Below are 13,544 nucleotides of genomic sequence, written 5' to 3'. Positions count from 1 at the left end.
AGGTCAGCGCCACCCAGCGCATGACCCCGTAGATGCGAGCTCTACGCGCCTAACTATCTGCCATGCGCCATGACCGAACCACACTCATAAGGTCTCGGTTCGATCACACCTGACGCGAACTTCTTCCAAAATCCGGACAAAGGGTTTGCAGAAAGATCCCTGCGAAACGGACTTGTTACACACCTATCGGGCCTGCATGTTCGTTTACCGAACCCAAGTCGGATGAAAATCCAGTTGCAGAATCGCGGAAAGTGCGCTTGGACACAGACAGGGCGCATGCTGTCAGAAGCCTAGTGCCGTGCGGTCCGCCCTTACGGATCCGCGACGAGAATTAGGGTTTTCCCTACCTCCCCGCTCAACACGAAGCCGGGCACCCCGCATTGGTGGGTGCCCGGCTTCCTGGTCGAACGGCGTGCGTCAGCCGTGCTTGGCGCGGCTGGCGGTGCGACCGCGCTCCTTCTGGTCCAGGACGACCTTGCGGATACGCACGGCCTCCGGGGTCACCTCGACGCACTCGTCGTCACGGCAGAACTCCAGCGACTGCTCCAGGGAGAGCTTGCGCGGCGGGACGATCGCCTCGAAGGAGTCGGCCGAGGACGACCGCATGTTCGTGAGCTTCTTCTCCTTGGTGATGTTCACGTCCATGTCGTCGGAGCGCGAGTTCTCGCCGACGATCATGCCCTCGTACACCTCGGTGCCGGGGTCGGTGAACAGCACACCGCGCTCCTGGAGGTTCGTCATCGCGAACGCGGTGACGGCACCGGAGCGGTCGGCGACCAGCGAGCCGTTGTTACGCGTGGTCAGCGGGCCGAACCACGGCTCGTGGCCCTCGTGGATGGAGTGGGCGATGCCCGTGCCGCGCGTGCCGGTCAGGAACTCGGTCCGGAAGCCGATGAGGCCGCGGGACGGCACCACGAACTCCAGGCGGACCCAGCCGGAGCCGTGGTTCGACATGTTGTCCATACGGCCCTTGCGGACGCCCATGAGCTGCGTGACCGCGCCCATGTGCTCCTCGGGCACGTCGATCGTCATGCGCTCGACCGGCTCGTGCACCTTGCCGTCGACGATCTGGGTGACCACCTGCGGCTTGCCGATGGTCAGCTCGAAGCCCTCACGGCGCATCTGCTCGACCAGGATGGCGAGCGCCAGCTCACCACGGCCCTGTACCTCCCAGGCGTCCGGACGGTCGGTGTCGAGCACGCGCAGCGAGACGTTGCCGACCAGCTCGCGGTCGAGGCGGTCCTTGACCTGCCGGGCGGTGACCTTGCGGTCCTTGACCGCGGCCTTGTTGTCGGCGCCCTTGCCGGTGCCGCCCCGGCCGACCAGCGGCGAGGTGTTGGTGCCGATGGTCATCGAGATCGCGGGCTCGTCGACCGTGATCAGCGGCAGCGGGATCGGGTTCTCGGGGTCGGCGAGGGTCTCGCCGATCATGATGTCCGGGATGCCGGCGACCGCGCAGATGTCACCCGGGCCCGCCATCTCGGCGGGCTTGCGGGTGAGCGCCTCGGTCATCAGCAGCTCGGTGATGCGGACGTTGGACATCGTGCCGTCGCGCTTGATCCAGGTGACGGTCTGGCCCTTGCGCAGCTCGCCCTGCTCGACCCGGAGCAGCGCGATACGGCCGAGGAAGTTGTCCGCGTCCAGGTTGGTGACGTGCGCCTGGAGCGGGGCCGCCTCGTCGTACTCGGGGGCCGGGACGTGGGACAGGATCGTGGAGAAGAACGGCTCCAGGCTGTCGCTGTCGGCCGGGACGGTGCCGTCCTCCGGCTTGGTCAGCGAGGCCACACCGTCACGCGCGCACGCGTAGACGATCGGGAACTCGATCTGGTCCTCGTCGGCGTCGAGGTCGAGGAAGAGGTCGTAGGCCTCGTTGACGACCTCGTCGATGCGCGAGTCGGGGCGGTCCGTCTTGTTGATGCACAGGATGACGGGCAGCTTGGCCTGGAGCGCCTTGCGCAGCACGAAGCGGGTCTGGGGCAGGGGGCCCTCGGAGGCGTCGACGAGCAGCACCACCGCGTCCACCATCGACAGACCGCGCTCGACCTCGCCGCCGAAGTCGGCGTGGCCCGGGGTGTCGATGATGTTGATGGTGACGACCTCGCCACCGTCCTTCGGGTGGTACTTCACGGCCGTGTTCTTGGCCAGGATCGTGATGCCCTTCTCACGCTCCAGATCGTTCGAGTCCATCATGCGGTCGTCGAGCGACTCGGCGGCGTGCGCGGCGAAGGCACCGGCCTGCTTCAGCATGGCGTCGACGAGGGTCGTCTTGCCGTGGTCGACGTGGGCGACGATGGCGACGTTGCGGATGTCGTGGCGCGTGGCCATGGTGCGGCGTACTCCCGGAGTATGAGGAAGGGGCTTGCGCGTACATCGGTGTTCGCGCACCCTGCCGGGCTGAACACGCCACGGCCTCACCCCATGGTACGGGGTGAGGCCGTGGGGGCATCCCGGGGCCGTGGGTGGGGGCCCCGGGAGGGTGTCGGTCAGGCGCCCTTCGTGGCGGCCGAGCCGGTTTCGCAGGAGAGCCGGGCGGCCTGCCGGGCGAGCCGCGCGTCCACGGCCTCGCCGCAGTCGAGGACTCCGCCGAGGACGACTCGCCAGGTCCGCGCGTGCCCGGTGGTGGTCCGGCCGTCCGCGCAGGAGTAGCGGAAGTCGCCCGTCACCTCCCGCACCCCGTCGTAGGTCACGAAGTCTCCGGCGCCGTCGAGTCGGGCAGCGCCGTTGTCCAGGGCCGGGGCCTTGGCGTGCACATCGGTGAAGGTGTAGGTGGTGCCGCTGTCGTCGGCCGCCAGGGTGCGGGCCGTGGAGTCGACCTCACCGATCTTCTTGCCCAGCGAGAAGAGGACCTCGGCCGGGGAGAGCGCCGGGCCCTGGGTCCGCACCGAGGGCCGCGGGGTGTACACGCGCTCCATCGGGTTGCGCAGCGCGCCGCCGCCGGCGCCCAGCCGTTCCCGCTCCGAGACGCCCGTCAGCCGGTCCGACTCCTTGACCGCGGACCAGCTGTACGTGCCGTCTCCGCACGCCTTCGCCGCCGCCGTGCCGGTTCCGTTCGCGCCCCCGTCCGGACGGCCGTCCCCGCCGCCGGTGCCTCCGGTGCAGGCCGTCAGGCCCGCTCCCAGCACCAGCGAGGCCAGTCCTGTCGCCCAGACCCGTGGTCCGATACCGCGCATACGCCCGCTCCATGTCCCCCGTGTGGGAGCGGTCGGCGCCCGCGGCATCGACCGCTGTCCCCGTGATCCTGCGGGTGCCGAACGCGTGACGGCAAGCAATTTGAGTAACGCCTGAGCTACGGCGCCGGTCAGCCGGCCGGCGACGGACTCGCCGACACCTTCGCGCCCTTCTTCAGGAACCCCATGTCCTGGTAGACCGGCGTCTGGAAGCCGAACGCGCCTACGTTCACCAGCCCCTTCCTGGCCGCCACGATCTGCGGCCGCTGGTACAGCGGCAGCGACCCGGCCGACGCCCAGATCCGCGAGTCCGCCTTCCGCAGCAGCCCGTCCGCCTCGTCCTCGTCCAGCGCCCCGAGCGCCTGGTCGAAGAGCTGGTCCACCTGGTCGGTGCCCACCCTCGTGTAGTTCTGCTCGACGTTCAGGGACCCGTCGGCGGCCGGCACCGGCTTCGCGTAGATGGGCCGAGCGTCGGTCGCCGGGAACGCGGACGACGGCCACGAGTACAGCGCGAGGTCGTACTGCCCGGACGCGATGTGGTCCTTGAAGTAGCTCTCGTCGGAGACCTTGGTGATCTCGGTCTGGATGCCGACCGCCGCCAGCATCTGCCGGATCCGCTCGGCGACGTCCTGGAGCGTCTGTGACCCCGGCCCCGACGGCAGCACGAACCTCAGGCTCAGCGCCTTGCCGTCCTTGGCCAGCGGTGCGGCCGCGGCCTGCGCCCCCTTGGGTGCGGCCGTGCCCTTGGGCGCGTACGCCCCGGGCGCCCCGTGGGCGTGGTCCTTCTGGTGGTCGCGGGTGTCCTTGTCGTCGGGGGTGTCGGGACTCTTGTCGTCCTCCCCGACGATGAACTGCCCGTCGTCCCCGCCGTCCGAGTCATCACCCTTGCCTGACTTACCGCTCTTGTCGCCCTTCTCTCCCTTGCCCGTCTTGTCGCCCTGCCCGCTCTGCGCGCCGGCCGCCTTGTCCCCGGCCTTGATCGGGCCGCCGGCCACCCAGCCCGCGTCGGCGAGCAGCGCCTGCGCCTCGTGGGTGTCGAGGCCGCCGATCGACCCGCTGCTGTCGGCGTAGGCGGCCTGCCCGGACAGGGCGAGGTGGCTGCCGACCGGCACGGCGGGCAGCCCCAGCGGGGTGAGCACCAGCTTGGCGAGCGTCTGGCGGTCGAGGGCGCGGGCGACGGCCCGGCGCACCCGCTCGTCGGCGAGCGGTCCCTCGGAGCCGTTCAGGGCGAGCTGCGTGTAGGCGGGCTCCAGGGACTTGCGGACGTCGAAGTCGCGCAGCTCCTGCTGCTGCTCCAGCCACTTGGAGATCCTCTTGCGGAGCTTCTTCGGCCCCTTGGGCAGCTGCTCCTCGTCCATGCCGAGGGTGAGTGCCCAGGAGCGCAGTTTCCTCGCGGAGGTCTTCCCGGCGCCCTGCAACGGTGTGCCGGTGCCCTTGTCCCGCCCGGCGATGGTGATCCGCTGGGCCTCGGAGGCGTCGATGTCGGCGACGTCGGCCGTGCCGGCGGCGAGCGCGGTGGCCCGATTCTCCCGGTCCACGGCGTGCAGGTCGATCTCGTCGAGCTTGGCCGGGCGGCCCCACCAGCGCGGGTTGCGGGTGAGGATCACGTCCTTCTTGGCGGTGTCGACCTTGTCGACCTTGAAGGGTCCCGCGGTGACCGTGAGCTTGCGGCGGGCGCCGTCGTTGAAGGCGTCCGGGGTGCCCATGACCTCCTTGGGGTAGAGCGGCGAGAACAGCGACTTCCAGTCGGCGTACGGGCGCTCGAAGGTGACCCGGACCTCCAGGTCGTTGGCGCCGCGCTCGATCTTGCCGATGCGGTCGTAGCCGGCGTTGCGGGCGGTCCAGTAGGCGGAGTCCTTGCCGGACAGGGCGCGCCACTGGGCGGCGAAGTCGGCGGCGCCGATCTCCCGGCCGTCGCTCCAGACGGCCTGCTGGTTGAGCTTGTACAGGACGACCTGGCGCGGCTCGGTCTCGATGACCTTCGCGGACTCCAGGTAGTCGGGGTCGCGGACCGGGCGGCCGGTGGCGTCGATGGTGAACATCGACGGCAGGACCGCCTGGGCGACCCGGGTGGTGCCCGCGTCGGCGTCGGCCTGGAAGGTGTTGAGGGTCTCCGGTACGGCGTCCACGGCCCACTTCAGGGTGCCGCCCTCGGCGACCGCGTCACGGGCGACCGCCGCGATGTCCTGTCCGGCCAGCGGCTTGCTGCCCTCGTCGTCGGAGCCGCAGCCCGTGAGGAAGGGCACCGCGAGGGCACCCGCGGTCAGGAACGTGACGGAACGCATGACCGCACTGCGGCCAGGCCTGGGTCCGACGCCGTGGTGAGACATCTCTGCTACCTCCGGGAGGCCCGGTGACACGGGTGGGGTCTGTTCACATTTGGGGGTATTTTGGAGTTGATCACATGTAAGAAGTACGGACCCCACTGAAATGGACGGGGTCCGTCGGCCGGGGACGACACGGCGGTGAGGGCTGCCAAAGCCCACCCGTGCGGCGCAACGCCCACCCGGGCGGCGCACGGGGGCACCCCTCGCGGCGGCGCCCGCCCCCGGCGCACACAGAGCGCGTGCGGGCGTGCGACGGAGGCGTGCAATCCGCCAATCGCTGCACATGCCTTCACACCGGCAGGTGTGACGCGCAACACTCGCAGGCGCATGAACGTTGCCGCCTTGGACACCGAAGTCCGCGGAAGTGAGGTCACGTCATGTCCGTGCACGACGACCTGACGTCAGTACAGCGCTGTCTGGACGACCTGAACCGGTCCGTCGGCCGCCTGGAGCAGCAGCTCGGGAGCGGCGGACTGGAGATGCGCCGCGTCCGTGCCGACGCCGATCACCTGCGCGAGAGCGTGGCGCTGCTGCGGGAGACGGCCAACACCAGCACCCCGGGCAAGCGCCCCGAACTCGTCACCATCTCCGACGACCCGTACGACATCAACCTGTGGACGGACACGGACGACGAGGGTCTCGGCGCCCGCGACCGGCACGCACCGTAAGAGGCGTGACCGGCACCCGCCGACAGGCGCGCTGCCCGCAGGCACCGACCCCCGAACCGACCGGAGTCATCCATTGGCCACTGGTACGGAACCACATCCGAACAGCGGCGGCGTACGCACCGGTACGCGCGCCGCGATCTCCGCCCCGCACCTGCGGACCGACCGCTGGTGGCTGGCACCCGCCGTCACCGCGGCCGGTCTGTTCGCGTTCGTCGTGTACTCGACCTGGCGGGCCTTCTCGAACGCGCACTACTACTCGGCGCCGTACGTCTCGCCGTTCTACTCGCCCTGTCTGGCCGAGAACTGCAAGACCATGCCGTCCGGCCCGAACGCCGACCTCTTCGGCAGCTGGTGGGCGATCTCCCCGGCGATCATCATCCTGATCTTCCCGCTGGGCTTCCGCCTGACCTGCTACTACTACCGCAAGGCGTACTACCGCAGCTTCTGGGCGTCCCCGCCGGCCTGCGCGGTGGCCGAGCCGCACGCGAAGTACACCGGTGAGACCCGCTTCCCGCTGATCCTGCAGAACGTCCACCGGTACTTCTTCTACTTCGCCCTGCTGGTCGCCTGCGTGCTGACCTACGACACGGTCCTGTCCTTCCGGGACACGGACGAGCACTGGGGCCACATGGGCCTCGGCACCCTGGTCTTCCTGGTCAACATCGTGCTGATCTGGGCGTACACGCTGTCCTGCCACTCCTGCCGGCACATCGTCGGCGGCAAGCTCAAGCACTTCTCCAAACACCCCGTGCGCTACAAGGCGTGGCAGTTCGTCGGCCGGCTCAACAACCGGCACATGCTGCTCGCCTGGGCGTCGTTGGTGAGCGTGGCGCTCGCCGACTTCTACGTCTACCTGCTCGCGTCCGGTGCCTTCGACGATCCGAGGTTTTTCTGATGCCCGTGGTGGACCGGCAGGAGTGGGACGTCGTCGTGGTCGGGGCCGGCGGCGCGGGCCTGCGCGCCGCGATCGAGGCGCGCGAGCGGGGCGCCCGTACGGCGGTGATCTGCAAGTCGTTGTTCGGCAAGGCGCACACGGTGATGGCCGAGGGCGGTATCGCGGCGGCCATGGCCAACGTCAACGAGCACGACAACTGGCAGGTCCACTTCCGCGACACCCTGCGCGGCGGCAAGTTCCTCAACCAGTGGCGGATGGCCGAGCTGCACGCCACGGAGGCCCCGGACCGGGTCTGGGAGCTGGAGACCTGGGGCGCCCTCTTCGACCGCACGAAGGACGGCAAGATCTCCCAGCGCAACTTCGGCGGCCACGAGTACCCGCGCCTCGCGCACGTCGGCGACCGTACGGGCCTCGAACTGATCCGGACCCTGCAGCAGAAGATCGTCTCGCTCCAGCAGGAGGACAAGAAGGAGACCGGCGACTACGAGTCCCGGCTGAAGGTCTTCCAGGAGTGCACGGTCACCCGGATCCTCAAGGACGGCCGCCGGGTGTCGGGGGTCTTCGCGTACGAGCGGGAGAGCGGCCGTTTCTTCGTCCTCGAAGCGCCCGCCGTGGTGGTCGCGACCGGGGGCATCGGCAAGTCCTTCAAGGTGACGTCGAACTCGTGGGAGTACACCGGCGACGGGCACGCGCTCGCCCTGCTGGCCGGGGCGCCCCTGCTCAACATGGAGTTCGTGCAGTTCCACCCGACGGGCATGGTCTGGCCGCCGTCGGTGAAGGGGATCCTGGTCACGGAGTCGGTGCGCGGCGACGGAGGGGTGCTGCGCAACTCCGAGGGCAAGCGGTTCATGTTCGACTACGTCCCGGACGTCTTCAAGGAGAAGTACGCCGAGTCGGAGGAGGAGGGCGACCGCTGGTACGAGGACCCGGACCACAACCGTCGGCCGCCCGAGCTGCTCCCCCGCGACGAGGTCGCCCGCGCCATCAACTCCGAGGTGAAGGCGGGCCGCGGCTCCCCGCACGGCGGGGTCTTCCTGGACGTGTCGACGCGGATGCCGGCCGAGGTGATCCGGCGCCGGCTGCCCTCCATGTATCACCAGTTCAAGGAGCTGGCGGACGTCGACATCACGGCGGAGGCGATGGAGGTCGGGCCGACCTGCCACTACGTGATGGGCGGGGTCGCGGTGGACTCCGACACGGCGGCGGCGCGCGGGGTGCCCGGCCTGTTCGCGGCCGGTGAGGTGGCCGGCGGGATGCACGGCTCCAACCGGCTCGGCGGCAACTCCCTTTCCGACCTGCTGGTGTTCGGACGCCGGGCGGGCTGGCACGCGGCCGACTACGCGGTGGACCTCGACACCCGGCCGGAAGTGGACGACGAGCAGATCGACGCGGCGGCGGCCGAGGCACTGCGGCCCTTCTCGGCCGAGAGCCAGGAACCGGACTCCGGCCCGCCGGAGAACCCGTACACCCTCCACCAGGAGCTCCAGCAGTCCATGAACGACCTGGTCGGCATCATCCGCCGGGAAGGCGAGATGGAGCAGGCCCTGGAGCGGCTCGCCGCGCTGCGGGTGCGGGCGCGCCGGGCCGGCGTGGAGGGGCACCGCCAGTTCAACCCGGGCTGGCATCTCTCCCTGGACCTGCGGAACATGCTGCTGGTCAGCGAGTGCGTGGCCCGGGCGGCCCTGGAGCGCACCGAGTCGCGCGGCGGCCACACCCGTGAGGACCATCCGACGATGGACCGCGACTGGCGCCGGATCAACCTGCTCTGCCGGCTGGCCGATCCCACGGGCGGGCTGGCGGCCACCGACCCGGAGCGCGGCCAGATCAGCCTCACCCGCGAGACCACCGACCCCATCCGCGCCGACCTGCTCGCTCTCTTCGAGAAGGAGGAGCTGGTCAAGTACCTCGCCGAAGAGGAGCTGTACGAATGAGCGGCTACACGGCCCACTTCCGGGTGTGGCGAGGCGACGTCGAGGGCGGCGGCCTGGAGGACTTCAAGGTCGAGGTGAACGAGGGCGAGGTGGTCCTGGACATCATCCACCGCATCCAGGCCACCCAGGCCCCCGACCTGGCCGTCCGCTGGAACTGCAAGGCGGGCAAGTGCGGTTCGTGCTCGGCGGAGATCAACGGCCGTCCGCGCCTGATGTGCATGACCCGGATGTCCGTCTTCGAACGGGACGAGACCCTCACGGTCACCCCGCTGCGCGCCTTCCCGGTCATCCGCGACCTGGTCACGGACGTCGGCTTCAACTACCAGAAGGCCAGGGAGATCCCGTCGTTCGTACCGCCGGCCGGAGTGGGCCCCGGCGAGTACCGGATGTTCCAGGAGGACGTGGACCGGTCGCAGGAGTTCCGCAAGTGCATCGAGTGCTTCCTGTGCCAGGACACCTGCCATGTGGTCCGCGACCACGAGGAGAACAAGACGGCGTTCGCCGGGCCGCGTTTCCTGATGCGGGTCGCGGAGCTGGACATGCATCCGCTGGACGCGGCCGAGACGTCCGGCCTGGACCGCAAGCGCACGGCCCAGGACGAACACGGTCTCGGCTACTGCAACATCACCAAGTGCTGCACGGAGGTGTGCCCCGAGGGCATCCACATCACCGACAACGCGCTGATCCCCCTGAAGGAGCGGGCCGTGGACCGCAAGTACGACCCGCTGGTGTGGCTCGGCTCGAAGATCAGGAGGCGCCCCGCAGGAGGCTGAGCGCCTGCCGGAGGTTGAACTCGGCGATGTCCCGCATCGGTTCGCGCTCCGGGAAGTCGCCGTCCAGCAGCCTGAGCGGCCCGGCGACGAGGTTGAGGTGCATCGCGAGCCGGTACAGCTCCATGCGGTCCTCGTCGAGGTCGGCGGTGCGCAGCACGTCGTAGGCGGGCCCGAAGCGGAGCTGGAGGAAGACGTGCTCCCATTCGGCGTCGAAGTACATCAGGCCTTCGATGTCGATGAGCGCGGGATCGCCCTCCTCGGTCACCAGGACGTGGTCCGGGCCGAGTTCGCCGTGCACGAGGGAGGCGTGGTCGCGCGGCTCGATCACGTCGTACAGCTCCCGGACCCGCTCCGACAGCGCCTGGCGGGCCTCCCGCACCCGGGGGTCCCGTTCGGCCACCTCCGCGATGTCGTGCAGGGCGCGGTCCGCGACGACCTGCTCGCAGGAGCTGCCGAGCGGCTTGCCGCCCTCCTCCACCAGGGCGGCCTTGCCGTACCCCGAGGACACGCACTCCCGGAGCGCGCCGAGCGTCCCGGCCAGCCGGGCCAGCGGCACCCGGGCCGCGCCGGGATCGCTGCGCAGCAGCACCTCCAGGCTGCCGCCGCGGACGTCCTCGACGACCGCCGCGTACGAGGGCAGGTGCTCGGCCTCCTCGTCGGCGAACAGCAGCCGCGGGGTGCGCACCCCGAGTTCGGTCAGCCGGTCGTGGGCCGCGAGGAAGAGGCCGAGCCCGGAGGCGTGGGCGAAGGGGTCGCGGATGTCGGCGTCGGCGGGGCCCCAGTAGTCCTCCTCCGGGGACCAGACGTAGGCGATCGCGGACCTGCCGTTGTCGAGGGCGAGCCGGTACACGCCTTTCTTGGAGCCACCGCGCAGCCGGGTGACGGCGGCGGGGGCACGGCCGAGGGCCTCGCGGGCGAGCGGCGCGAGGTCGTCACGGGTGAGGTGGGCACGAGCGGTTGTCATGACGTACGGACCCAGTCCTTCCGATAAGAGGTCCAGTCATCCTCGGTGGCGGCGAAGTCGACGTACAGGGCGACGCCGAAGTTAGCGCGATCCGCGTCCGTGCGGGACAGTCCCAGCCGAACCCCTCGCACGGCCGCCGGTACGGTCTCCGCGTGCGCCCAGTGGCCGAAGCGGTTCTCGTGGTAGAAGGGCAGACCCATGAGGAGGTCGGTGTCCGCCGGGGTGACCTCCAGCGCAAGGCTGGTCTGCTGCGCGACGTACCCGCCGTACAGGCTCTGCAGGGGCTGCATGGTGTCGTACGACATCACCGCGATCTGGTCCACCCGGCGGGCGACTTGCCCGAAATACTCCTGTGACCACCATTTGGGATGGCCGGTGACGGTACCCCAGAAGGAGTGAAACGCGGGGAGCGGGTCGATCTGGTGTGCGGCGACGGAGAGCAGCGGGGTCACCGGCCCTAGCGCGTCGAGGAGAGCCAGGTAGTTCCGGTCGCCGGAGTGCAGGGGCTCCAGGTCGAAGTGGACCCCGTCGAAGCCGGCCGCGATCACCTGCCGGGTCGACGCGACGACGGCGGCACGTGTCTCCGCCTTCTCCAGATGCATGGCGTACGGCTTCTCGGGCGCGATCTCGTCCCCGAGCCAGGCCTGGACGCGGACGCCGGGAAGTTTTCGATGCACGGCCGTTATCAGCCAACGCGCCTTGGGGTAGTCCGTTCTGGGCAGCGTGCCGTTGTGTTCCAGTGGTCCGGCATGGACGTAGAGGTCGCGTATGCCGGTGTCCGCGAGCCGGGTGGCGAGGGCGGTGACGTCGGCGTCGGTCTTACGGCCGTCGACCCAGGCGTGCCCGAGCCAGAGGGCGTCCTTGTCCCGGGTGCGGGTGCCGGGCCTCGGGTCGCCGGTGTAGTTGACGCGGAGGGCGGTCTCGGCGGTGAGGAGAGGCAGGACCAGGAGCAGGACGGCGGCGAGCCCGATACGCCGGGCCCAGCGGACCCAGGAGGCCCTCTTCCGGACGCCGGGCACCTCCGGCGCGTCCTCCCCCTCGCCCGCCCCCTCCCCCTCGGACTCTGATTCCGTTGCCATCGGTCGTCCCCCTGTTCTCGTCGTCCCCCGCCCGTCCCCGCCCCGGTCGCGAAGCCGACAGGCTGCCCATACGCTCCGAAATGTGACGTCATCCTTGATCCGGGGCCGTCCGAGGCACGCCACCGGGCACATAGGCGTGCGGGTGGGGCATGCCGTGCTCGGCGGGGTGACCGGAGCGCTCTGGCTGGTGTTGCCGGTGATGACGACCACCGCTCAAGATCCGGTTCCCGTGGCGGCGCGCGAGCCGGTCGCCGCGGCCCGGGCGGACGGGGCGTCGACCGCCGACTACGTCATGCCGCTGGTCGCCGTGGCGGCCGCCGGTGCACTGGGCGGCTACGGGTACGTGCGGCGGGTCCGGCGGTCCCGTTCGCGGACCACCCCCGGGATCGTCTCCGCCGCCCCGCCGACGCCGTCACCGGTCGATGTCGAGCGGCAGGCGCGGTCCGCCCTGGTCCTGGCCGACGACTGCGTCCGCACCAGCCGGGAGGCGCTCGGGTACGTCGACGGCGGCGACCGGGCCGTAGCGGCCCTGCGAGCGGCCGAGACCGAGCTGTCGGCCGCGTTCGCGATATGGCGGCGGTACGAGGAGGGGATACCCGGGGACGACACCGGCCGGCGGCAGGCGCTGGTCGGGGTGGTGGGGCGGTGCGCGGAGGCGGGGCGGCAACTGGACGCGGCGGCGGAGGGGTTCGACGCCGAGTGGGATGCGGGGGACGCGCTGGCGGTGGCCGAGGGCCGGTTCCGGGAACTGGCCGCGCGCACGGGCGGGGTGGCGAGTGCGCTGGCGGAGGCGGGCGAGCGGTACGGGAGCGGGGCCGTCGCCGCCGTGGTGGGGCACGTCGAACAGGCCAAGGACCGGCTGGTGTTCGCGACCGGGCGGCTCAACCGGGCTCGCCAGGACGCCGATTCGGGCGACGGCGACGGCTTCCGCCGTGGCCTGCGCGCCGCGGAGGGGGCGGTGGCGCAGGCCGGGGTGCTGCTGGACGGGGTGGCCCGGCTCGCGGCGGAACTGCGGACGGCGGCGGGCCTGGTGCCGGCCGCGCTCACGGGCGCGGAGGCGGAACTGGCGGGCGTCCGGGCGCCCGTGTCACCGGCGCGCCTGGCCCACGCCGACACCGTGCTGGCCGCCGTGCGGGAGGAGCTGACCGGTGGACCCTACGACCCGCTGGACGCCCTGCGCCGGGTCGTACGGGCGGTGGAGGGCACCGGGGGCGGGCGGTCCGGGGTGATGGCCGCCGGGGCGGACCTGGTGGCGCGGAGCGCACTGGGGGCGGCGGAGGACTTTGTGGGGGTGCATCGGGGGGCGGTGGGAGCGGAGGCGCGGGCGCTGCTGGCGGAGGCCGGCCGGTCCGCGTCCGCAGGCGCGTCCGCGGACGCGGACCGGCTGGCGCGGCGCGCCCGGGAGCTGGCCGGACGGGACGTACGCGCCCATGGCAACCCGTACGCCGGGGAGGCGGCCCACGAGAGCGGGCTCGCGGGGGCGGTACTCGGGGGTGTGTTGTTGGGCGAGGAGGGGGACGGGGGGCCGGTGGTGGCGTTCGGCGGGCCTGAGACACGAGCACGGCTGGGCTGACGCCCACGGGGGTGCCGGGACCGGTCGCGGTGCGTCTGCGGGTGCGTGGGGGCCGTTCGCGCAGTTCCCCGTGCCCCTTTCAGGGGCGTCAGTCGCCGCGCCCCTCAAGGGGCGCGGGGAACTGCGCGACCAGCCCTCGCGGCGCCGCACGAGGCGAACCCGCCGCA

At 71.0% G+C, this 13,544-nt stretch carries 10 protein-coding genes; 5 read left to right on the top strand and 5 right to left on the bottom strand.

Features of this window, described 5'->3' with window-relative positions:
* Positions 1 to 417 precede the first annotated feature (417 nt).
* The 3 genes from typA to ACZ5K7_RS15745 all read right to left on the bottom strand — a co-directional run bounded on the left by typA (position 418) and on the right by ACZ5K7_RS15745 (position 5,497).
* Positions 418 to 2,325 carry a translational GTPase TypA gene (typA, locus tag ACZ5K7_RS15755; RefSeq protein WP_351704602.1) on the bottom strand — a complete coding sequence of 636 codons (1,908 nt, stop codon included), beginning with the start codon at positions 2,323 to 2,325 and terminating at the stop codon, positions 418 to 420.
* 158 nt (positions 2,326 to 2,483) lie between these two features.
* Positions 2,484 to 3,170, bottom strand: a complete 687-nt coding sequence (locus tag ACZ5K7_RS15750) for a hypothetical protein (RefSeq protein WP_468913802.1) — start codon at positions 3,168 to 3,170, stop codon at positions 2,484 to 2,486.
* Between the two features lie 128 nt (positions 3,171 to 3,298).
* Positions 3,299 to 5,497, bottom strand: coding sequence for an ABC transporter family substrate-binding protein (locus tag ACZ5K7_RS15745; RefSeq protein ID WP_468913800.1), 2,199 nt, complete (start codon positions 5,495 to 5,497; stop codon positions 3,299 to 3,301).
* A gap of 374 nt (positions 5,498 to 5,871) precedes the next feature.
* Here ACZ5K7_RS15745 and ACZ5K7_RS15740 point away from each other — a divergent pair, with 374 nt between their 5' ends.
* From ACZ5K7_RS15740 to ACZ5K7_RS15725, 4 genes are all read left to right on the top strand, one after another.
* Positions 5,872 to 6,162, top strand: coding sequence for a hypothetical protein (locus ACZ5K7_RS15740; protein ID WP_351704593.1), 291 nt, complete (start codon positions 5,872 to 5,874; stop codon positions 6,160 to 6,162).
* 73 nt (positions 6,163 to 6,235) lie between these two features.
* Complete coding sequence (locus ACZ5K7_RS15735; protein WP_468913796.1) at positions 6,236 to 7,057, top strand: hypothetical protein; 822 nt, start codon at positions 6,236 to 6,238, stop codon at positions 7,055 to 7,057.
* A complete protein-coding gene (locus tag ACZ5K7_RS15730; RefSeq protein WP_351704587.1) occupies positions 7,057 to 8,988 on the top strand; it encodes a fumarate reductase/succinate dehydrogenase flavoprotein subunit in 1,932 nt (643 codons plus the stop codon). The genes ACZ5K7_RS15735 and ACZ5K7_RS15730 overlap by 1 nt, the downstream gene beginning before the upstream one ends.
* A complete protein-coding gene (locus ACZ5K7_RS15725) occupies positions 8,985 to 9,761 on the top strand; it encodes a succinate dehydrogenase/fumarate reductase iron-sulfur subunit (protein WP_351704584.1) in 777 nt (258 codons plus the stop codon). The genes ACZ5K7_RS15730 and ACZ5K7_RS15725 overlap by 4 nt, the downstream gene beginning before the upstream one ends.
* Here the strand turns inward: ACZ5K7_RS15725 and ACZ5K7_RS15720 are convergent.
* Together ACZ5K7_RS15720 and ACZ5K7_RS15715 are read right to left on the bottom strand one after the other, a co-directional pair.
* On the bottom strand, positions 9,736 to 10,725 hold the full coding sequence (locus tag ACZ5K7_RS15720; RefSeq protein WP_351704581.1) for a phosphotransferase family protein: 990 nt from the start codon (positions 10,723 to 10,725) through the stop codon (positions 9,736 to 9,738). The genes ACZ5K7_RS15725 and ACZ5K7_RS15720 overlap by 26 nt on opposite strands.
* Positions 10,722 to 11,804, bottom strand: a complete 1,083-nt coding sequence (locus ACZ5K7_RS15715; protein ID WP_468913793.1) for a glycoside hydrolase family 18 protein — start codon at positions 11,802 to 11,804, stop codon at positions 10,722 to 10,724. Before ACZ5K7_RS15715 ends, ACZ5K7_RS15720 begins: the two co-directional genes overlap by 4 nt.
* 82 nt (positions 11,805 to 11,886) lie before the next feature.
* Between ACZ5K7_RS15715 and ACZ5K7_RS15710 the strand changes: the two genes are divergently transcribed.
* Positions 11,887 to 13,377 (top strand): hypothetical protein, encoded by a 1,491-nt coding sequence (locus ACZ5K7_RS15710; protein WP_468913790.1) that lies wholly within the window; start codon positions 11,887 to 11,889, stop codon positions 13,375 to 13,377.
* Positions 13,378 to 13,544 lie beyond the last annotated feature (167 nt).

The sequence above is a fragment of the Streptomyces sp. NPDC031497 genome (assembly GCF_055580905.1).
This window is presented reverse-complemented; position numbering and strand designations above follow the sequence as displayed.